Source organism: Streptomyces sp. NPDC001678, assembly GCF_042892945.1.
Lineage (GTDB): Bacteria > Actinomycetota > Actinomycetes > Streptomycetales > Streptomycetaceae > Streptomyces.
The window spans coordinates 75,111-95,732 of record NZ_JBIAUP010000007.1 but is presented as its reverse complement, the minus strand read 5'-3'; the positions used below and the strand labels follow the sequence as shown (position 1 = coordinate 95,732).

General features: G+C 73.4%; 18 protein-coding genes. 6 read left to right on the top strand and 12 right to left on the bottom strand.

The window, feature by feature from the left end; all coding sequences use genetic code 11:
- The first annotated feature begins 121 nt into the window (after positions 1–121).
- The gene (locus ACFYZR_RS17005) at positions 122–778 is read left to right on the top strand and encodes a PAS domain-containing protein (RefSeq protein WP_391910872.1); all 657 of its coding nucleotides are present in this window, start codon (positions 122–124) and stop codon (positions 776–778) included.
- On the opposite strand, the gene ACFYZR_RS17000 is transcribed toward ACFYZR_RS17005, so the two are convergent.
- The gene (locus tag ACFYZR_RS17000; protein WP_391910870.1) at positions 757–1,431 is read right to left on the bottom strand and encodes a (2Fe-2S)-binding protein; all 675 of its coding nucleotides are present in this window, start codon (positions 1,429–1,431) and stop codon (positions 757–759) included. The genes ACFYZR_RS17005 and ACFYZR_RS17000 overlap by 22 nt on opposite strands.
- Positions 1,432–1,557: 126 nt before the next feature.
- Here ACFYZR_RS17000 and ACFYZR_RS16995 point away from each other — a divergent pair, with 126 nt between their 5' ends.
- Entirely contained in the window at positions 1,558–4,938 is a 3,381-nt protein-coding gene (locus ACFYZR_RS16995) for a hypothetical protein (RefSeq protein ID WP_391910868.1), read from the top strand.
- A gap of 3 nt (positions 4,939–4,941) precedes the next feature.
- On the opposite strand, the gene ACFYZR_RS16990 is transcribed toward ACFYZR_RS16995, so the two are convergent.
- The gene (locus ACFYZR_RS16990) at positions 4,942–6,279 is read right to left on the bottom strand and encodes a tetratricopeptide repeat protein (protein WP_391910866.1); all 1,338 of its coding nucleotides are present in this window, start codon (positions 6,277–6,279) and stop codon (positions 4,942–4,944) included.
- Between the two features lie 142 nt (positions 6,280–6,421).
- Here ACFYZR_RS16990 and ACFYZR_RS16985 point away from each other — a divergent pair, with 142 nt between their 5' ends.
- From ACFYZR_RS16985 to ACFYZR_RS16975, 3 genes are all read left to right on the top strand, one after another.
- Positions 6,422–6,742: a hypothetical protein gene (locus ACFYZR_RS16985; protein WP_391910864.1), complete on the top strand. Its 321-nt coding sequence runs from the start codon at positions 6,422–6,424 to the stop codon at positions 6,740–6,742.
- Positions 6,743–6,861: 119 nt separating this feature from the next.
- Positions 6,862–7,626, top strand: a complete 765-nt coding sequence (locus tag ACFYZR_RS16980) for a lysophospholipid acyltransferase family protein (RefSeq protein ID WP_358621752.1) — start codon at positions 6,862–6,864, stop codon at positions 7,624–7,626.
- 78 nt (positions 7,627–7,704) lie between these two features.
- Positions 7,705–8,616 carry a phytoene/squalene synthase family protein gene (locus tag ACFYZR_RS16975; RefSeq protein ID WP_391910861.1) on the top strand — a complete coding sequence of 304 codons (912 nt, stop codon included), beginning with the start codon at positions 7,705–7,707 and terminating at the stop codon, positions 8,614–8,616.
- 24 nt (positions 8,617–8,640) lie between these two features.
- Here ACFYZR_RS16975 and ACFYZR_RS16970 read toward each other — a convergent pair whose 3' ends face one another.
- The gene (locus ACFYZR_RS16970) at positions 8,641–8,853 is read right to left on the bottom strand and encodes a dodecin (RefSeq protein WP_126917008.1); all 213 of its coding nucleotides are present in this window, start codon (positions 8,851–8,853) and stop codon (positions 8,641–8,643) included.
- Positions 8,854–8,955: 102 nt separating this feature from the next.
- On the opposite strand from ACFYZR_RS16970, the gene ACFYZR_RS16965 reads away from it, so the two are divergent.
- Positions 8,956–9,909 (top strand): SDR family NAD(P)-dependent oxidoreductase, encoded by a 954-nt coding sequence (locus ACFYZR_RS16965; protein ID WP_391910858.1) that lies wholly within the window; start codon positions 8,956–8,958, stop codon positions 9,907–9,909.
- Here ACFYZR_RS16965 and ACFYZR_RS16960 read toward each other — a convergent pair.
- From ACFYZR_RS16960 to egtA, 9 genes are all read right to left on the bottom strand, one after another.
- Positions 9,887–10,459 (bottom strand): cysteine hydrolase family protein, encoded by a 573-nt coding sequence (locus tag ACFYZR_RS16960; RefSeq protein ID WP_391910856.1) that lies wholly within the window; start codon positions 10,457–10,459, stop codon positions 9,887–9,889. The genes ACFYZR_RS16965 and ACFYZR_RS16960 overlap by 23 nt on opposite strands.
- Before the next feature lie 13 nt (positions 10,460–10,472).
- Complete coding sequence (locus ACFYZR_RS16955) at positions 10,473–10,958, bottom strand: SgcJ/EcaC family oxidoreductase (RefSeq protein WP_391910854.1); 486 nt, start codon at positions 10,956–10,958, stop codon at positions 10,473–10,475.
- Between the two features lie 89 nt (positions 10,959–11,047).
- Positions 11,048–11,545 carry a universal stress protein gene (locus ACFYZR_RS16950; RefSeq protein WP_391910852.1) on the bottom strand — a complete coding sequence of 166 codons (498 nt, stop codon included), beginning with the start codon at positions 11,543–11,545 and terminating at the stop codon, positions 11,048–11,050.
- A gap of 35 nt (positions 11,546–11,580) precedes the next feature.
- Positions 11,581–13,944 carry a protein kinase gene (locus ACFYZR_RS16945; protein WP_391910850.1) on the bottom strand — a complete coding sequence of 788 codons (2,364 nt, stop codon included), beginning with the start codon at positions 13,942–13,944 and terminating at the stop codon, positions 11,581–11,583.
- A 42-nt stretch (positions 13,945–13,986) separates the two neighbouring features.
- Positions 13,987–16,017, bottom strand: coding sequence for a WD40 repeat domain-containing serine/threonine protein kinase (locus tag ACFYZR_RS16940; protein ID WP_391910848.1), 2,031 nt, complete (start codon positions 16,015–16,017; stop codon positions 13,987–13,989).
- Between the two features lie 121 nt (positions 16,018–16,138).
- Positions 16,139–17,101 carry an L-histidine N(alpha)-methyltransferase gene (egtD, locus tag ACFYZR_RS16935; RefSeq protein ID WP_391910846.1) on the bottom strand — a complete coding sequence of 321 codons (963 nt, stop codon included), beginning with the start codon at positions 17,099–17,101 and terminating at the stop codon, positions 16,139–16,141.
- Positions 17,098–17,898 (bottom strand): ergothioneine biosynthesis protein EgtC, encoded by an 801-nt coding sequence (gene egtC, locus ACFYZR_RS16930; RefSeq protein ID WP_391910844.1) that lies wholly within the window; start codon positions 17,896–17,898, stop codon positions 17,098–17,100. Before egtC ends, egtD begins: the two co-directional genes overlap by 4 nt.
- On the bottom strand, positions 17,898–19,229 hold the full coding sequence (gene egtB, locus ACFYZR_RS16925) for an ergothioneine biosynthesis protein EgtB (protein WP_391910842.1): 1,332 nt from the start codon (positions 19,227–19,229) through the stop codon (positions 17,898–17,900). The genes egtC and egtB overlap by 1 nt, the downstream gene beginning before the upstream one ends.
- A complete protein-coding gene (gene egtA, locus ACFYZR_RS16920) occupies positions 19,226–20,509 on the bottom strand; it encodes an ergothioneine biosynthesis glutamate--cysteine ligase EgtA (protein WP_391910840.1) in 1,284 nt (427 codons plus the stop codon). The genes egtB and egtA overlap by 4 nt, the downstream gene beginning before the upstream one ends.
- Positions 20,510–20,622: the final 113 nt, after the last annotated feature.

Below are 20,622 nucleotides of genomic sequence, written 5' to 3'. Positions count from 1 at the left end.
TCAGGGTCACCTCCCCGAACCGAACCGTCGGTACGTTCCACTGCATGATTGTGCAGTGACCAACGGCGTGTCGCTCTTGCGCCGACGACGGTCACCGTACGAACGAGGGGGACCGGGAACCGTGGACAGCGCGGAGCACGAGGCGTACTTCACGTGGCGCAACTACTTCATGATGCTGCTGGACCGGCTGCCCGTCCCCATCGCCATCTGCCGCGCGAACGGCGAGGTGACCGCCGTCAACCCGGCCATGGCGGCCGAGTGGGGCCTCGCGCCCGGGCAGGTGCGCGGCCGCAACCTGCTGGACCTCTTCCACCCCAGCGACAGCGCCGCCCCCCAGATGAACCGGCTCATCGAGGCCCTGCGCCTGGGCCGCCGGTCCCGCTACACCATCGACGTGCGCTGGACGGCGGCGGGCGATGAGGGCGCGAGACGCGAGGGCGAGCTGATCGTCGAACCGGTCGGCGACGCCTCCCCGACGTATCCGGCGCTGCTGACGGTGCTGCACGTTCGGCCAGCGGAAACCTTGACGCCGTCGGGCCCGCAGACGGAGGTGAGCGCTGTGGAAGCGCGGATTCTGGAGCTCGCCGCCGCCGGGGCCACGACGGCGGCGATCGGCAAGGCGGTCGGACTGACCGTCGACGGCGTCAACTACCACCTCACCCGCCTCAGCCGCCGCTGGCGGGTGCCGAACCGTACGGCGCTGGTGGCGAAGGCGTATGTCCTCGGCGTACTCGACCCGGGGAGCTGGCCGCCGGCTCAGCGGCGCCGGGCCGAGTGACGCGGCGGGTGCCGCAGCACGCAGTCGCCGCACATGCCGCCGCCGGGCACGCGGTAGTAGAGGCAGCAGGTGCGGCGGACGAAGGTGGCGCTGCCGCTCAGCTCGCCGGTGTCGCGGAGGAGCGGGTCGGTGAAGAGGTCGCGGGTGAGGGCGACGGCACGGGCGGCGTCCTCGGCCCGGTGCCGGTGGAGAAGCCAGGTGTGGAGAACGCGCAGGGATCCCGCGAGGGAAGAGCCCGCGTTGCCCCAGAGGAGAGGGGAAGAGATGGGGGTGACGGTACGGACGAGGTCGTGCAGCGGGACGAGCAGCCCGTGCAGGACGGCCGTGCGGAGGTCCTCACCGGACGGGGCGGCGGGGGAGGGCGACCACAGGTCGTCGGGGGCGGTACGGGCGGTGTCCCAGCGGAGGCCGCCCGTGGCGAGATCGGGCACCTCGCCGGTCAGCACGGCGGAGCCCAGGCCGATGGACAACAACCGCCCGGCGATGCCCTGGAAGGCGATGGACGCGGCGACCCGGGTGTCGTCGGTGCCCAGCCGCGCGGCGACGGTCGCGACGCGCTGCCGCACGGTCTCCTCGTGGAGGAGCGGAAGGCCGCCTTCGCCGGTGCGCAGGGTGAAGAACGGTCCCACGTCGGCGAGCTCGTCGAGGCGCATGGGCCGGGCGGTTCCTTCGGTCGTCGTACCTACGGGGGCGATCGCACCCTATCGCCCGGGCCACCCGGGCCGCCCTTGTCCGGCGGCCCTTTGGCGATCCGGACGGCAGCGACGAGAATCGGCCACGTGATCGAGAACACCGCCCCCGCGCTCGCCGACGCACTCCTCACCACCGTCGCCCCCCTGCCCTTCCCCCAGCGCGTACGCCACATCGCCCTCTGGGCCCGCGAGCTCGGCGCCCGCGCGGAACTGGGCGCGGTGCTGGACGAGCTGTCGGGGCGCGGGACGTACGAACGGGGCGTCGCCGCCATGGCCGCGACAGCCGGCCGTGACGTCGCCTGGCTGCGGGACCGGCTGACCGACCCCGACCCGGCCGTCCGGGGCCACTCCGTCGCCGCCGTCCGCCAGGGCCTGATCCCCGACGCCGCCGTCACGGCGGCGCTGGACGACGCCCCCATGGCCATCCGCCGCGAGATCGCCCGGGCCGTCGTCGCGGGCCGCCGCACAGCCGTCGCCGAGGCCCTCGTCCGGCCGGTCCGCGAGCGCTGGGGCGACGCGGAGGCGGCAAAGCTGCTGCCGGCCTGCGGGCCCGCCACCGTCGCGGAGCTGCTCCCCGCCCTCTTCCACACCACCGTCCCCTGGCGCGGGCTCGCCGACCGCCACCCCGACGCCGTCCTCGACGAGGCGGAACGCCGGCTCACCGCACTCCCCGAGGACCACCGCAGGAGGTGGTGGCAGGCGTACGGGTCCATCGTGGCAGCCGCCGTCGAGGCACGGCCCCTGAGGGTGCTCGACCTGCTGGAACGACTGTGCCCGGGCGCGCTGCCCGAGCGCGTCCGCGGGCGGCTCGGCCGGCTGGCCGCCGCCGGCCCCGGCGCCACCCTCCGGGTCCTGCTGGCACCGGGGCGCGAGGACAGCGAGCTCCACGGCCTGAAGCCGTCCGTACTGCGCGTGCTCGTACGCCACCGGCCGCCCGGCTTCGACGCGTTCGCCCGGGTGATGGGCCGTGACGACCGCGCCCTCGCACGGCTGCTGAAGACCATGGCGCCGTCGCGGCGTGCCGAGTGCTACGACCTCGCGATGAACGGGCGGAGCACGAGCCATTCCGCCCTGGCCCACGGCATCCTCGACGTGCTGCCCCGGGCCCGGCGCCAGGCCGAGGCCCGGCGCATGGCCGAGCAGGCCCGCGAGTACGGCGGGAGCTGGCAGACGATCCTGTCGGCCATGGCGCACCTGCTGGTGGCGGAGGCCCGCCCGGAACTGCTGGCCGCCACCCGCCGCTCCGAACCCACCGAGCGCGCCTACGCCTACAAACTGCTGGTGCGCAACGCGGCCCTCACCCGCGACCCCGCCGCCGTCACGGAACTGCTCGCGGGCCTGGACCGGCTGCGCAACGAGCAGCAGCCGGTACGCTCCGCCGTCCTGGCCGCGCTCGCCGAGCTCCGGCCCGCCCTGTTCGCCCCCGAAGCCGCCCCCCACCTGGAGCGCATCACCACCGACACCGTCGAGGCCCGGGACTTCTCGTGGCCCGAGAGCCACGCCCTGCGCACCCTGGCCCGCCGCCTGCTGCGCGAGGCGGGGAAACCGGCGGGACCGGCGGAAGCGGCGGAACCCACGGGCTGGGCGCTCCGCACCGTGGCCCGGCTGCGGGGCGCCGTGCCCTCGCGCGAGGACCTGCGCCCCGGCCAGGAGCACGAGGTCTTCGCGGCGCTGCGCCCTTCCCTCGAAGCCGCCGCCGACAGGGCCGACTTCACGGAGACCATCCGGCTCGCCGACTCGCTCCAGGAGCTCGGCCACGGCATACCCGGGCTGCAGGCCCTGCTGCGGCGCGCCATCGAGCACGGCACACCCGATGACGGACAACAGGCCGCCGCGCACTGGCTGGACGCCCCCCGGACCCGGGACGCCCGGCTGACCGAGCTCCTCGCGCTGGAACCGTCCGCCGCCACGTTCTCCCATGTGCAACGGATACTCGTGCGCCGTCGTACCGATCTGCTGGACGTTCTGCTGGGCGACACGCCTCCGTACGGCCGGTTCCTGATCGAGGGCAGCCACTGGCTGCCGCCCGTCTGCCGGGACACCGCGTCCTGGACGCCGCGCCAGCAGGCCGCAGCCGCACGGCTGCTGGCGCGCGCGGCGGCGGACGACGGCCTCACGACCCACCAGCGCGTGTCCGCTCTCCGGCTGGCAGCGTGGATCCCAGGACACGGCACCGAACTGCTGCTGCGTTACGCCGACAACAGTGACGTGCCGCTCGCCGAGGCCGCCCTCGCGGCCCTCGCCCGGACGGACACCCCGGGGCGGCATCTGCGGCTGCTGCTCTCCCACGCCGGCGGGGACCGGGCCCGGGTCGCGATCCCGGCGGCGTCCCGCGCGAGCCGGTTCGTCGCGCCCTCCACCCTGGTGGGAGAGCTGAGGGGACTGCTCACCGGGACGAGCGGGACGAAGGTGACCAGCAGGAAGGAGGCCGCCCGGCTCGCCGCCACCGCGCTCGCCGCGCCGGAGGCGGTGGCACTCCTGGCCGAGACGTGCGCGCTTCCGGACCAGCACCACGACGTGCGGGCCGCGTGCGTGGCGGTGGCAAAAGGTCTGCTCGCGCACGAAGCGGCCTGGGCGCTGCTGGAGACGGCGGCGACCGGGCGGAGCGAACTCCGCAAGGCCGTCCTCGCGAGCCGTCCCCACGACCTGCCCGAGCACCACCGGCCCCGTTACGCCGCACTCGTGCGGGCCGCCTGCGACACCGACGACCCCGAGGTCGCGCGCCTGGGATACCCGGCCCTCGGGACCTGGTCGCCCTGGTCCCCGGACGCCGCGCGCGTCCTGGAGGCCGCCGTCACCGACCTGGAGAACCGGACGAGCTGGCGCCAGGCCGCCGACGCGCTGTGCGACCTCGTCGCCCTGGCCCCCTCCGGCTCACCCGACGCCGCCCCCCTCCTGCGTACGCTCACGGCCCTGGCCGAGGCCGACGCCCTGCCCGGCACCCCTGACGCCGAGCCCGACCGCGACCGGCCCGCCCGCCGTCGCGTCCGGCACCTGACCGCCGGCCTGGCGGCGCGGAGCACCTGGCAGCCCCGCGCCGTACGGGAAGCGGCGCCCGAGGTAGCCGAACTCCTCGGCCGGCTGGGGGACGGGGGCTACGCGCCCGAGGCGGCCGACCTGCTGGCCCGGACCCTCGACCCGCACGCGGCACCGGAAGCGCTGACAGCGCGACTCGAGCACCTCGCCCGCTGCCACGACGGCAGGCCCGCGCTCGCCGCCCGCACGGCCGCCTCCCTCACCCAGCGCCTGGACAGGCGTACCGGCGACGAGGCGCTCGCCCACGCGGCCCGCGCCCTGACCGCCACCGGGAGCCACGCCGCCGGGCTGTTCGCGGTCGCCCTCACCACGATGGGAGGCCGCCGCACCCACTGGTCGCCCTCCTGGCGCGAACAACTGCGGGCCCTGCGTCGCCACGCCCACCCGGACGTACGCGACGAGGCGCTCGCGACGGCGACTGCGGAGGAGTGACGGTCACGCGGTGAGCGTGGCCGGTACGACGGACCGGGCACGCTCGTGGAGATGGCGGGCGTGGGGGTTCTTGAGGTGGGGACGGATCATTCCGAACATGGTCCTCATGCGCTGGTCGACCTTGGAGCTCTGCACCAGCGGATATTCGTCGAGAGCCCCGTTCCAGGTGGCACACGCCGCCTCCAGATGGCCCGTCTCCATCTGGAATTCGGCGAGAGTCGCCCGCTCCTTGATTCTCGACCGCCGATAGATTTCGTGGCACAGCTTGTCGGATTCCTGCATCGCTTCGACCGCGCCCGGCACATCGCCCAGCTCATGGCGGACATGACTGATGTGGTAGTGGAGCGACGCAGGGTCGTAGGAGCCGAACGCCTTCTCCCGGGATTCCGCCTTGTCCATGGCGATTTCCGCTTCCTTGAGGTACAGCAAAGCGCTGCTGCGATCACCGGTCTGCGCGGCGGCGTGCGCCTGCTGACCCGCGAGGAACGCCCGCATACGTGGCCCGGCCTGCGGCGACGCGGCAGCAGCGGCATCGGCCAGTCGCATGGCCTGCGGGCCGTGGCCCAGGTCGACGGCCTGGACACTCATGCCTCGCAGCGTCGTGCAATAGGTCAGGTGGTCCTCCGAAGCACCCGCCAATTGCAGCGCCTTGACGTAATACTGCTGCGCCAGACCGTGAAGTCCTTCATCGACGGCCATCCATCCGGTGAGGTAACAGAGGTCCGACGCGGCCGACATCATCGCTTTCCGTACGTCGTCGGGCGCATCGGTCCGGAGATACGGCGCGACCGTATTCACGAGGAACGCCGCTGCCATCGGGCGTGCGTGCCGCCCGCCGAACTGGTCGTCGAGCTCCGAGACCCGCTCGGTCATGGCGATGACCATGCCGACCTCGGGCATGCCTATCCGCTGCGTACGCCCCGTCTGCGCCGCCTCCATCCGCCCCACCACATCCGGCCAACCCGGAACCGTCAACGCCACGGAGAACAGGCTGTACCCGAGGACACTCCTCCGGGACGGGTCCATGTCCTGCCGACCGAGGTCGACGAGCCCCTCCACCGTGCCGCCACCGGACTCGTCCCCGGCCGGGGACGGAAACCCCGCCTCCGCGTACGTCACCGGGCGGTCGAGGCGCCGGGAGAGCGCCTCCAGGATCAGCGGACGGACGTCCTCCCTCGGCACATAGCCCCTCAGCCACTGGTGGACCGAAGGCTCCTGGTACCTGAGCGGGGTGCCGCGCTCGGTCCCTATGCGGTTGACCTCGCGGGCGAACTGCCGCAGCGTCCACGTGGTCTCGCGGTACAGCCGCTCCAGACCCGTATTCGGCTCTCGCTTCGTCAAGGCACTCAACTCCTCGCCCATGGCCCCCGTTTAAAGGGTTTAAGTCCGGCCACCGTGGCCCACAGTACCGCCGCCCACTGACAACCGGTTGCCTGGAGTGCAGGAAAGATCACCGAACGCGACAGGAATCGAGGGCCTGGCCATGGCTTTCCGCATCGGCGACATCGTCGTGGACGCGCGCACCGGCAAGATCGGTCAGCTGATGGGGCGCGAGGGGCCGGACGTCCAACTCCGGCCCGTTCGCGGGGGGCTCGAGTGGGACTGCCCGAAGGAGGCGATCCGGGCCCCCGAGCCCACCGAGCTCCTCGCCCGCCCCGCCGGGCCGCCCGCGCCGCGCTGCGCCGTCTGCGCCGCCATCAAGGACCAGCGGCGCGAGGCGGAGGTGCAAGGGGACGCGCGGCGCATGGGCGACGCAGCCGCCCGCATGGGCGTTCATCAGCGGCAGGCGCACGCGCACGAGTGACCGCCCCTACCGCTGGTATCACCGAGAGTGGCCGAATAGTCACTCTCCACATGATCCCCGCAGCCGACTACTGTGCGTCGGCGCGGGGGTCAGGTCGGCTCGGACAAGGGGCTTGCTGCGTGTTCTACTACTTCTTCAAGAACGTGGTGTTGATACCGCTGTTGAGGTGGGTCTTCCGGCCGAAGGTCGAGGGCCTCCACCACCTGCCGGCCCACGGGTCGGCCATCATCGCGGGGAACCATCTCTCCTTCTCCGACCACTTCCTGATGCCGGTGATGGTGAAGCGCCGGATCCGGTTTCTCGGAAAGATGGAGTACTTCACCGGTCGCGGCGTCAAGGGCAAGCTCATTGCCGCGTTCTTCCGGGGCATCGGGGCGATCCCCGTCGACCGTTCCGGCAAGGAGGCGGCGCAGGCGGCGCTCGACACGGGCCTCGGCGTGCTGGGCTCCGGCGAGTTGCTCGGCATCTACCCCGAAGGGACGCGCTCGCACGACGGGCGGCTGTACAAGGGCAAGGTGGGGGTGGCCGCGATGGCGCTGAAGTCGGGGGCGCCCGTCATTCCGTGCGCGATGATCGGCACGTTCGAGGCCCAGCCGACGGGGAAACTGCTGCCGCGCGTCGTCCCCATCACCATCCGCTTCGGGGAGCCGCTGGACTTCTCGCGGTACGCGGGCATGGAGGACCACCGGGCCGTGCTGCGGGCCGTCACGGACGAGATCATGTACGCGATCTGGCGGCTGTCCGAGCAGGAGTACGTGGACACGTACGCGTCCGAGGCCAAGGCGGCCCTGCGGTCGGTGGACGGCGGTGCGCGCCCGGCGGCCGCCGTCGCAGGGCCGAGCAGCCGCGAGCAGGCGGCCGTCGGCCGGTCGGCGGCGGCCTGAGCCCCGGCCCGGGAGGGCGCCCCGCGCGAGGCGGTTAGGCTCGGCTGTCATCGCCGTCTCCCGGAGAGAACGATCAGCATGCACACGTGGGGCAGGACGCTCACCACCGCAGGCATCCATGACCGACGTCTGCGTGACGACTACACCCGCCAGCGGAGACTCGTGGCGGACTACAAGCGGAACGCCTATGTCGCCGTGCGGCTGTTGCTGCCCCCCGAGCTCGTTCCGCACGTCATCGCCGCCACGGCGTTCATGCACCACACCGATCTGCTCGCCGAGGAGAGTTCCACCGATCCGGCGGGCGGTGACGACCGGTTCACGGTCTGGGAGAAGGAAGTGCGCGACGGGCTGGCTGTCGGTGACAGCACTCACCCCGTGCTCCGCCCGTTGCTGCACACCGCCTCCGTCCATCCCGGCCTGCGCGAGCACGCCGAGCGGTTCCTCGCCGGGGCGCCGATGGACAGGGACTTCGCGGGGTTCGCGGACGAGGCGGGCTATCAGCGGTACGTCGACGGGTACTCGCTTCCGGCCTTCATGCTCGTGGCGTGCCTCGTCCTCTCGGCCGACGCCGACCCCGAGGAGAGCCGTGCGCTGTGCCGCTCCTACATCGACGGCAGTCAGCGTCTGGATTTCGTCAACGACCTCGCCGAGGACCTCGGGGACGGCCGGCTCACCCTTCCCGAGGAGACCCTGGCGCGGTACGGGGTCTCGCGCTCCGATCTCGAGCGGAAGCGGGACACCGCGCTCTCCCGCGCCCTGCTCCGGGACCTCCTGGAGCAGAGCCGCCGGGACCTTCTCGCCAGCCGTTCGCTGCCGGAGCTGGCGCCGCCCGCTCACCGTGCCTTCGTCCGGGCCTTCCTCGCGCTGGAGCTCCTCACGAACGAGGCGGCGCTGGCGAAGGGCGGCCTGGTCCTGCGCGAACCGGCCGGCCCGTCTCCGCGCGCGGCTCTGGGCGTCCTGCTCCGCGAGTACCGGCGGCGCGGCCGCTGACGGGGGCCGGGGCGGGCCGGTGCGTCAGGTGTCCTCCAGCCGGAAGCCCAGCTTGATCCCGACCTGGTAGTGCGCGATCGCGCCGTTCTCGAGGTGACCGCGGACCTCGGTCACCTCGAACCAGTCGAGTTCCCGGAGGGTCTGCGAGGCACGGCTGATCCCGTTGCGGATCGCCGCGTCCACGCTCTCCGGCGAGGAGCCGACGATCTCGGTCACCCGGTAGGTGTGGTTGCCCATGCCCCCCACCGTGCCCCAGCGGCGGCGCGGGCGCTAAGCGGGTGGGCCATCGGAGGCACGCGCCTTGACTTGGAGTGCGCTTCAGCTCCTAGCCTCCCCCGCATGATCACCAAACAGCAGAGGCTCGGCACCGGCTTCGGTGCGCACAGCACGGCCGACGACGTGCTCGCCGGCGTCGATCTGACCGGCACCACCGCCCTGGTCACCGGCGGGTATTCGGGGCTCGGCCTGGAGGCCACGCGCGCCCTGGTGCGCGCCGGGGCGCGGGTCGTCGTGCCCGCGCGCCGGTCCGGGACGGCCGAGGAGGCGCTGGCGGACCTCCTGCCCCGGGCGGAGGTCGATGTGCTCGACCTGGCCGACCTGGACAGCGTGCGGGACTTCTCCGACCGCTTCCTGGACTCCGGGCGCGCCCTCGACGTCGTCATCACCAACGCGGGCGTGATGGCCTGCCCCGAGACCCGCGTGGGCCCCGGCTGGGAGGCGCAGTTCGCCGTCAACCACCTCGGGCACTTCGCGCTCGTCAACCGGCTCCGCCCCGCCCTCGCCCCGGGCGCCCGGGTGGTGTCCCTGACATCGGCGGGCCACTTCCTGTCGGACATCCGCTGGGACGACATCCACTTCCGCACCGGCTACGACCGCTGGCTCGCGTACGCGCAGTCCAAGACCGCCAACGCCCTCTTCGCCGCGCACCTCGACCGGCTCGGCTCCGCGAGCGGCCTGCGGGCCTTCTCCGCGCATCCGGGCAGCATCCTCACGCCGTTGCAGCGCCACGTGCCCCGCGAGGAGTGGCAGGCGCTCGGCTGGATCACGCCCGACGGCCGCCCGGCCGACGGTTTCAAGACACCCGAGCAGGGCGCGGCGACCGCCGTGTGGGCGGCGACCTCACCGCTGCTCGACGCCCACGGCGGCGCCTACTGCCAGGACTGCGACATCGCCGAGCCGGCGGCGTCCGACGACATGCTCGTCGGCGGGGTCAAGCCCTGGGCCGTCGACCCGGAGGCGGCGGCACGGCTGTGGGAGCTCTCCTGCGAGCTCACCGGGGTGAGCGCGTACTGATCTCTTTCAGCCAGTCGTCGACGGTGACGATGTCCGCCCACTGCGGGAACAGCCGCTCGACAAGGGCCCGGTGCAGCTCCGGGTCGAGGTCCAGGCAGCCGTCGGAGAGGACGGTGAGGCCGAAGTCCAGGTCGTTCGCCTGGCACACGGTCGACAGCACCACGGCGCTGGTGGCGATGCCGGTGAGCACGAGATTGTCGATGCCGCGTGCCCTCAGCACCACGTCCAGGTCGCTGCCCGAGAACGCGCTGGCCCGGCGCTTGGTGACCACCACGTCGCCCGGCCGGGGCGCGACCTCGGGGTGGATCTCCGTGCCCGGGGCGCCCTCGATGAAGAGGCCGGCTTGTGCGATGGCGGCCAAGGGCTTGTTGCGCGTGCCGACTTCCGGGAAGCCGGGGCGCAAGGCGATGACCACGTAGATCACGGGGATGCCGGCCGCCCGTGCCCCGTCGATCGCCCTGCGCAGCCGTGGCAGGTAGCCGGAGCCGTCGTCGACGATGTCCACGATGGCCTGTTGGACGTCCATTACGAGAAGGGCGGTGTTGTTCATCGCCCGACTTTAGCTACTCCGTGGGCAGCTTCGAGGAGTGGTGGTTGATGATCAGCCACCTGTCGCCGCGCAGCTTGTAGACGAAGGTGTAGCGCGCGTCGACCTTGGACCTGTGGCCCTGCTTGTCGGTCAGCGTGAACTGGTAGAGGCCCGTGTCGATGGCGCTGGTGCGGCCCAGGATGTTGATGACCCGCTCCTGGATCCTGCCGACGGGCTTGTTCTCCAGGAAGTGCTTGAAGTAGTCGACCCTCGCCGCCCGGGTCTTGCGGATCTCGGCGGAGACGGTCGGCAGCAGTACGGCGTCCGGGGCGTAGAGGTCGGCGACGCGGTTCGCGTCGAGGGTGCCCAGGGCGGCGTTCCACCGGTCGAACAGATTCCTGATCTCCCGCTCGCTGGGGAGCCGGCGGCGGTGGTCGGCCGCTTGTGCCGCGCCCGTTCCGGCGAACAGGACGGCGACGGTGGTGACGGCGGCTCCGGCTGCGTACGTGTGTCGCCCCATGGGGCGCCTCCCGTGTGGTGTCGGTGATGGGGTGGGGGTGTCACCTCAGCCTCACCCGGCACCGCCGATCCGGCACTTCGGGATGGTGCTTACGGCACCACCGTCACCGGCCACCGCCCCGCCTTCACCAGACGGACCGCCACCGAGCCGACGAAGCGGTGGCCCGCCTGCTCCGACGCACCGACGACCACCGCGTCCGCCTTCAGCTGGTCGGCCGTCTCCACCAGCCCGGTGTAGGGGTCGCCGCGGAAGGTGTGGAACTGCCAGCGGACCTCGTGGACACCGCGCAGCCGCTCGGTCGTCTCGCGGATCTCCGCCAGCAGCTCCTCGGCGACCCGCTCGGTCGTCTCGGCCACCGGGGCGCCCAGGGCGGCGCCGCCCACGAGGAGGGGCTGGACGTAGACGACGGCCAGCAGGGCGTTCTGCCGGCGGGCCAGGCCCGCCGCGTAGGCGGCCGCGCGCCAGGACGTGTCGGAGCCGTCGACACCGACGACGATGACCTTGGGGCCGTCGGTGCCGCGCTCGAAACCGGCCGGCAGCGGGGCGCTCTGCCCCTCGTTCGAACCCTCGCTCAGGTATTCGCTCACACGGGCAGGCTAATACCGTGCCGCGCGGGGCGTGCTCAGGGCACCGGCCAGATACGGACGGTGTCCCTGCCACCGGAGGAGGCGCCGTGGCTGAGCCCCACCGCGAGGGCCTTGCCGTCCGGGCTGAACGCCAGCGCCGTGACGGAGACGTGGGCGTCGAAGGTGGTGGTGACCTGCCCCGATGTCGTGTCCCACAGGAAGACCTTGCCGCCCATGGCACCGCCGGCCAGGATCCGGCCACCGGGGTGGAAGGCCACGGCCTGGATGAGTTCCCCGTCGCCCTTGAGGGTGGCGACCTCCTGCCGGGAGGCGGTGTTCCACAGCAGGACGGTTCCCCTGTTCACCGCGGCGAGGAGCTGGCCGTCCGGGCTGAACGCCGCGATCCTCCCGCCGTCGGTTCCGTCGATGGTGAGCAGCGTCCGGTCGTCGGGCATCCGCCGCAGCTGGAGGGGGCTTCCGGTCGCCAGCGTCTTGCCGTCCGGGCCGAACGCGGCCGGGCCGTTCTTCACGTCCTCGTGGACGGCGAGTCTGCGGCCCGAGGGTATGTCCCACAGGTACAGGCCCTGCGGGGTGCTCGCGGCCAGGGTCCTGCCGTCCGGGCTCACGTCCAGGGAGTTGACGAAGCCGTCCTGGAGCCGGTAGTTCGTGACGCCGGTGAACGTGCCGGTGGTACGGCCGGAGGCCACGTCCCACGCCAGGATCCGGTTCTCGTCCGCCCGGAAGAGGGTCTTGCCGTCCCGGGTGAACACATTGGCCTGCTCGTACTTGGCGATGCCGATCCGTGAGGTCGTGCTGCTCCGGGCGGCCAGGTCCCAGCGCCAGATGGTGCCGTCCCCGGCGGAGACGAGCAGCGTTTTGCCGTCGGCTCCGTAGGCGAGCTCCTGCGCGCTGGAGGCACCGTCGAGGGTGGCGCCGTCCGCCCCGGGGGCGGACGGGTCGCCCGAGTCGTCGTCGAGCAGGACGACGGGGACGGCGATGGCGGCGGCGGTCGCGACGACGGAGAGGCCGCCGATGAGAAGCGCACGCCGGGACACCCTGGGGCCTCCGGCCGGGGTGGGGGCGGTCGGGGCCGGCGCCGTTGGGGCCGCCGGGCCCGCGCCCGGGGCGGCGCCCGCGCCCGGGGCGTACGGGTTCGCCTGTGTGGCGGCGCCCGTGCCCTGGGGCGCACCTGGGCCTGCGTCCGGCGTCGCGCCCGCGCCCGCATGCGCGGGCTGCGCCGGGCTCGTTCGGAGGGCGGCGTACGGGTTCGCCTGCGTGGCGGCGTACGGATGGGCGGGCGCCGCCGGGGCGGCGCCCGCGCCTGGGGGCGTACCTGGTCCCGCGCTCGGGGCCGCGCCCGGCGTCGCGCCTGCGCCCGGGTCCGCCACCGTCGCGGGCCAGGGCCGCCCCGCGGGGGCGGCAGGCCGCGCCTGGTCCCCGGGGGTCAGGGGCGTGGTGCGCCCAGGGGTCAGGGGTGTGGTGTGTTCCCCCGGGCGCGACGGCGCGCCGTGCTCCGCCGGAGGGACCGGCATCGTCGGCTCGGCCCGGGTCGGCGGCATGCCGCTTTCCCCCGGCGTCGAGGCCGCCGTCCGTTCCGGCGGCACGGCCGCCTCCTCATCCGCCGCGGCCGCGAACCGTTCGGGGAGGCCGGTGACCGGCGGGCGTTCCGTCGGTTCCTTGGCGAGGCACGCGGACAGCAGGCGGCGCAGTTCGCCGTCGACGCCGTCGAGCGCGGGCGGGTCGTCCAGGATGCGCTGGACGACCGTCAGCAGCGTGGGCGCGTCGAACGGGCTGTGGCCCGTGGCCGCGAAGCCCAGCACCGAGCCGAGCGCGAAGACGTCGCTGGCCGGGCCCGCCCGGTCGGCACGGATCTGCTCGGGCGACATGTACGCGTACGTACCGATGACAGCGCCGGTGGCGGTCAGCGAACTGGCGTCCACCGCACGGGCGATGCCGAAGTCGATGATGCGCGGGCCGTCCTCCGCGAGGATGACGTTGCCGGGCTTCAGGTCGCGGTGGACGAGGCCGCACCCGTGGATGGCGGCCAGCCCTTCCGCGAGCCCCGCGCCGAGCCGCAGGACCGCGTCCGGCGTGAGCGGGCCCCGCTCCCTGACGACCTGGTGGAGCGTCGGCCCCGGTATGAACGCGGTGACCAGCCAGGGGGACGCCGCGTCCGGGTCCGCGTCGACGACCTGGGCGGTGTGGAAGCCGCCGACCTGCCGCGCCGCGTCGACCTCGCGCTTGAAACGGGCCCGGAACTGCGGGGTGTCGGCCAGCTCCGGACGGATCAGCTTCACCGCCACCCTCCGGCCGCCGGGCGACATGCCGGCGTAGACCTGTCCCATGCCACCCGCGCCCAGCCGGCCGTCCAGCCGGTAGGGGCCGACCGAGCGGGGGTCGTCGGGCAACAACGCGTCCATGGATACCGTCCGTCGAGAGGGATCAGGGGAGACCGGAGGAGGTCAGGGGAGTTTCCAGAGCTGGATCGAGGTGGCCTTCTCGTCGCTCGCGCCGACCTGGTTGACACCGGCCGCCAGCAGCTTGCCGTCCGGGCTGAACGCCAGCTTCGAGATCGAGGTGTCGCGCCGCGACTCGGGCATGACGGCCTTCAGCGTGGTGGTCACCTGCTTGGTGGTCACGTCCCAGAGGCTGACGGTCTTGCCGGTGCCGTCCTTGATGTTGGGCTCGCGGACACCGCCCGCGCCCGCGATCACCGTTCTGCCCGGGCGGTACGCCGCCGTCGCCAGGTACGGGTGGGCGTCCGTGAGCGTCGCGACGCGGTCGCCGGTGCCGACGTCCCACAGGTGGACGCCCGTGCCGGAGGCCATGACGGTCCTGCCGTCCGGGCTGAACGTCACGGAGGAGAAGGGCTTGCCGTCGGTGCCGGTGAAGCTCTTGATGCCACGACCGGTGCCGGCGTCCCACAGCTGGACCACGCTGTTCGCCCTCGTTTCGGCGGCCACGCTGGCCACGGACCTGCCGTCGGGGCTGAACGCGATGCCGTGGATGCTGCCGGTGTGCCCGGTGAAGGTGACGGTACGGCGGCCGGTGGACGGGTCCATCAACTCGACTCTGCCGCCCACGCCCACGGCGAGCGTCGTGCCGTCGGGGGAGAGCGCCAGGCAGCCGACGCTGTCGAACTGGCCGTCGTACGAGGCGACGTCGCGCGGCAGGCCGCTGCGCACGTCCCAGCCCTTCAGCGCCTTGTCGAAGCCTCCGGAGTACAGCGTCTGCCCGTCCCGGCCGAAGACCAGGGACATGACCCACCCGGTGTGCCCCTGCCCCTTGAACGTGGTGATCGCATTGCCGGTGGCGACGTCCCACAGCCGCACGGTCCCGTTGAAGTCGCCGCTGGCCAGGGTCCTGCCGTTCGGGCCGAAGGCGAGGCTCTCCACCTGACTGGTGTGGCCGGCGAGGCGTGCGACGGGCAGGGCGGGGTCCTTGCCGTCCCCACCGGACCCGCCGCCACCGGACCCGCTGTCACCGGGCTTTCCGTCGCCGGACCCGCCGTCACCGGACTTCGGCCACAGGAAGTACCCGGGTATCGCGACGCCGACCGCGGCCGCCGCTCCGCCGAACAGCACCGACCGCCGGGCGAGCGGCTTGCCGGGCACGACGGGCACGACGGGCACGGTGCTCGGCGGAGCGGCGGGCGAAACGGAAGGCGGCGCGACGGGCGGCGCGATGCCGGGGCCCGTGACCGACAGCCGGTCGAGGACGTCTGCGGTGGACGGCCGGGCGGCCGGCTCCTTGGCCAGGCAGGCGGCCACCAGCTCGTACAACTCGCCCGGCAGGCCGTCCAGGTGGGGCTCTCCGCTGGTGACCCGGTGGACGATGGCCGGCACGGACGTCGCGTCGAAGGGGCCGCGCCCGGTGGCGGCGAAGGCCAGCACCGAGCCGAGCGCGAACACGTCGCTGGCGGGGGAGACGGCCTCGGCGCGTATCTGTTCCGGCGACATATAGGCGTACGTGCCGATGACCGAGCCCGTGCGGGTCATCGTGTCGCCCGGGGTGTGGGCCACGCCGAAGTCGATGATGCGGGGGCCGTCGTCGGCGAGGATGACGTTGCCGGGCTTGAGGTCGCGGTGGACGAGGCCGCAGCGGTGGATGGCGGCGAGCCCTTCGACGAGCCCGGCGCCGAGGCGCAGCACGGCGTCGGCGGCGAGGGGGCCCCGCTCGGTGACGGTCCGTTGCAGGGTGGGACCGGGGATGAACGCGGTGACCAGCCATGGCGACGCCGCGTCCGGGTCGGCGTCGACGACCTGGGCCGTGTGGAAGCCGCCCACCCGCCGCGCCGCGTCGACCTCGCGGGCGAACCGGGCCCGGAACTGCGGGGCGTCCGCCAGCTCCCGGAGGATCAGCTTCACCGCGACCTTGCGGCCCGACGGCGACGCGCCGAGGTACACCTGCCCCATGCCGCCCGCGCCCAGCCGGCCTTCCAGCCGGTACGGGCCAATACGCCGGGGATCGCCGGGGCGCAGCGGCTCGACCATGCGCTACTCGAATCTGCGGGGGGCTACGGGCGGTTTCACGCACGGAATTGAACCATGCCCCGGCGCGCCGGTGCGATGAGATGGTGATCTCACCGGCACCGGCGGATGCAGACCCCTCCCGTCACACGGGTACCGCCAGGGACAGGGCGAAACGTCCCGCCCGGTCCGTCCACCAGTGGGTGAGTTCGAGACCGGCCGCCGCCAGCTCCCGCCGCACGCCCTCCTGACGGAACTTCGCCGACACCTCCGTCCGCAGCTCCTCGCCCGGCTCGAAGGTGACGGCCAGGTCCAGCCCCTGGATCTTCGCCACCACCGGGCCGCGGGCGCGCAGCCGCATCTCGATCCACTCCCGCCGCGCGTCCCACAGCGTCACGTGGTCGAAGTCGTCGGGGTCGAAGTCGGCTTCGAGCTCGCGGTTGATGACGGTGAGGACGTTCTTGTTGAACGCGGCGGTCACCCCGCGCGCGTCGTCGTAGGCGGGCACCAGCACGCTCTCGTCCTTGACCAGGTCGGTGCCCAGCAGCAGCGCGTCGCCCTCGGCGAGCCCGGCGCGGATGCCCGCGAGGAAGACCGCCCGCTCGGGCGGCAGCAGATTGCCGATCGTGCCGCCGAGGAACGCGACCAGCCGCGGCCCCGGAGCGTCCGGCAGCGTGAGCCCGTACTGGAAGTCGGCGACCAGCGCGTGCACCGTCAGTGACGGATGCTCGGCCAGCAGCGTCTCCGCCGCCCCGGTCAGGGCGGACTCGCTGACGTCGACGGGGACGTACACCTCCAGCGACGACAGCTCGTCGAGGAGGTGGCGGGTCTTGTCCGAGGAGCCCGAACCGAGCTCGACGAGCGTACGGGCCCGGGTCGCGGCGGCGATCTCCCCGGAGCGGGCGATGAGGATCTCGCGCTCGGCACGGGTCGGGTAGTACTCCGGCAGCAGGGTGATCTCGTCGAACAGCTCACTGCCCCGGGCGTCGTAGAACCACTTCGGCGGGAGCTCCTTCGGCGAGCGGGTCAGACCCTCGGAGACGTCCGCGCGCAGGGCGGCGGCCGTCGCGTCGAGGGGGAGGGTACGGGTGAGGACGAACGGACTCACTGAACGGGCTCCTTGCGCGGGGAATCCGGGAAGCGTGCGGTGCGTGATGTGGGTGGGGTGAGAGAGGAGACGGACACGCCTCCGCGGTCGGCCGTCAGCAGCGACCGGTCGGGGACCTCGGCCCAGCCGGGGGCGTCGTCGTACGGCTCGGAGGCCACGACCGTGCGCTCCCCGGGCCCGGCGCGGTACCAGAGCGAATCGCCCCACGCCGTGGCGGCGATCGAGGCGCCGTCCGTGAGCAGCAGATTGAGCCGCGAAGTGGGAGCGGCCCGCGCCAGGTCCGTGACGGCCCCGGCCAGCGCCCGGCCCAGCGGCTCGCCGCCCAGCAGCCGGTGCTCCACCAGCGCCCAGACGAACGCCGAGTCGCAGCGGGCGGCCAGGCGCAGCAGCGCGCCCGGCGGCAGCAGCGGGACCAGCGCCTCCGCCGTGTCCGGCCAGCCTGCGACGGCCCCGTTGTGGCTGAACAGCCAGGGGCCGCGCGCGAAGGGCGCCGCGGCGGCCTCCCCGTCCCCGCCGGCGAACGTCGCGTCGCGCACGGCGGCGAGCAGCGCCCGGGTCCGTACCACCCGGGCGATGTCGGCGAACGACTCGTCGCCCCATATGGGCCCGGCCCTGCGGTAGCGCGCGGGCAGCGGGTCGCCCGGCGCGTACCAGCCCACGCCGAAGCCGTCCGCGTTGACGGTCCCGTTCCGCTGGTGACGCGGCGCCCAGGACTGGCGCACCAGCGAGTACGGCGGATCGGCCAGGCTTTCGGCGAGTGGGGCGTCGGGGCCCAGGACCGCGATATGACGGCACATCAGACGGGTTCCGCGTCGCGCGCCGTACGGAAGCCGGAGAAGATCTGCCGGCGGACGGGCAGGTCCCAGTTGCGGAACGTCCCCCGGCAGGCCACCGGGTCGACGGCGAAGGAACCACCGCGCAGGACCTTGTGGCCGTCGCCGAAGAACACCTCGGAGTACTCGCGGTACGGGAACGCCCGGAACCCCGGGTACGGCAGGAAGTCGCTCGCCGTCCACTCCCAGACGTCCCCCATCAGCTGCCGCACCCCCAGCGGGGAGGCGCCCCGCGCGTAGGCGCCCACCGGCGCCGGACGCAGATGGCGCTGGCCGAGGTTGGCGTGCTCGGGGGTGGGATCGTCATCGCCCCACGGATAGCGCCGGGAGCGCCCCGAGGCCGGGTCGTGGCGGGCGGCCTTCTCCCACTCGACCTCCGTGGGCAGCCGCCGCCCGGCCCACGCCGCGTAGGCCGCCGCCTCGTACCAGCTCACGTGCAGCACCGGCTCGTCGGGCGGCACGGGCTCGCTCACCCCGAACCGCCGCCGCACCCACGCGCCGCCCTCGCGCCGCCAGAACAGCGGGGCGGAAAGGGAATGGCGGCGCACCTGCTCCCAGCCCTCCGGACGCCACCAGCGCGGATCCGTATAGCCGCCGTCCTCGATGAAACGCAGATACGCGCCGTTGCTCACCGGCAGCGTGTCGATGAAGAACGACGCCACCAGCCGGGGATGGGCCGGGCGCTCGTTGTCCAGCGCCCAGGGCTCCGTGGACGTGCCCATCGTGAACGGACCGCCCTCCACCAGCACTTCCGCCGGCAGCAGGGCCGTATCGGGCGCGGCGGGCGGCGGCTCGGGCGCCGTCAGCGCCGCCGGGCCCGCCCGCAGCTGGTGCGTGATGAGCATCGTCTCGTCGTGCTGCTGCTCATGCTGCGCGATCATGCCGAAGGCGAAGCCGTCCGCGAGCAGCGGACCCCCGCCCTCCATGGGCACCCGCTCCAGCACGTCCAGCACCCTGCCGCGCACATCGGCCGCATAGGCGTGGGCCTCGCGCGGGGGCAGCAGCGGCAGCGACGGCCGCTCGGCCCGGGGATGCTCGAAGGCGTCGTACACCGGGTCGAGCTCGGGGCGCAGCGCCTCCTGCCCGGCCACGGCGCGCAACAGCCACAACTCCTCCTGATTGCCGATGTGGGCGAGATCCCACACCAGCGGGGACATCAGCGGGGAGTGCTGGGCGACGAGCTCACGCTCGTCCACACAGGTCGTCAGCGCGCGGGTGCGCGCGCGGGCGGCGAGCAGGGCACTCGCGGCGCGCTCCCGCAGGGCGGCCGGGCCGGACCCGGGGGCGGGCCTCACGACCCGCCCCCCTGCCGCGCCCCGACCAGATCCAGCAGATCGTCGGCGGGACACCGGCCCCGCTCGACGTACCGGCCGGTGAACTCCTCGACGGCATCGAGCACCCGGGGCGACGCCCCCAGCCGGGGCAGCGCCTCCCGCGCGGCGGCGAAACAGGCCACCGCCGCCGCGTGGAGCTCGGGGTCGGCCAGCCCGTGCCGGGCCGCCCGCCGCCACAGCGCGTTCCTCGGCGGAGGCTGCCGGCCCGGGACGTCACCCAGTCCCTTGACCGCCCGGTACGCGGTCTCCGCCGCCGACGGGTCGTCGAACAGCGCCGCCGTCACCGCCAGCGGCACCATCCAGCCGTCCTCGCCCGGCTGCGCGTCGATCATCCGCAGCTCCAGATGACCCCGCGGCCTTATCGGCGGGAACAGCGTGGTCAGGTGGTAGGCCACGTCGTCGGCCGTGACCTGCCGGGGGGATCCGGTGCGCGTCCACTGCCGCAGCGGCAGCCCCCGCTGCACGGCCCACGGCTCGCCCTCGGACCGTACGAACATCACCTTCGCGTCCAGCGCGTACGCCGCCCAGGCCGCCCGGGGGTCGTGCCAGTCCGGCGGGGCCAGCGTGCGCCCCGGGTCCATCCGCGCGTAGCAGGCCTGCCGGCTGGAGCGCCAGCCACAGGGACGGCCGTGCAGCAGCGGAGAGTTGGCGAACGCCGCCGACAGCACCGCGCCCAGCAGATGGGCCAGCCGCCAGCGCCGCAGATACCCCAGCGGCCCCGGCCCCTCGTACCCGGCGTCCACACAGACCTGCACCGACGCCGTGCGGCACATGACATTGCGCCCGGCGCCGTTGATACGGTCGTAGTACACCTCCATCGCGTTGTAGCGGGGGGTGCTACGGACCCTCGGGGGCTCGTACCACGGCTCCTTGCCGTACCCGGCCAGCGTCAGGCCCAGGGTGCGCAGCTCCGCGCGGGCGAGGGAGAGATCGGCGGAGACGTCCGTCACACAGGCGGTGAGGGACTCCGCGGGCTGGGAGCTGAACTCCAGCTGGCCGCCCGGTTCGACGGTGAACAGCGACCTCAGCGGCAGTGCGCCCACCCGGTCGGCGGCCTCCGCCAGCCGGTGGGCGGCGACGGGGCGGGTGGGGTCGTGCAGATCGTGGACGAGCCATTCCAGTTCGACACCGAGAAGGCGGGGCGGTCCGGTCTTGAAAGAGATGCCGCGCACATACGCGTCGGCTTCCGATTCACCGACCGGCCGGGTGAGGCCTTCCCTGTCAGCAAAGCAGTCGGTCACGCTCTCTACCTCCCGTCCGTTGCTCAGTACCCCCAAAACCGCGGCACCAGTCGACGCGTGGGGAACCTAGCTCCGAACCGGTCATTCCGGGGTGCGACCCGGCGCGCGCGGCC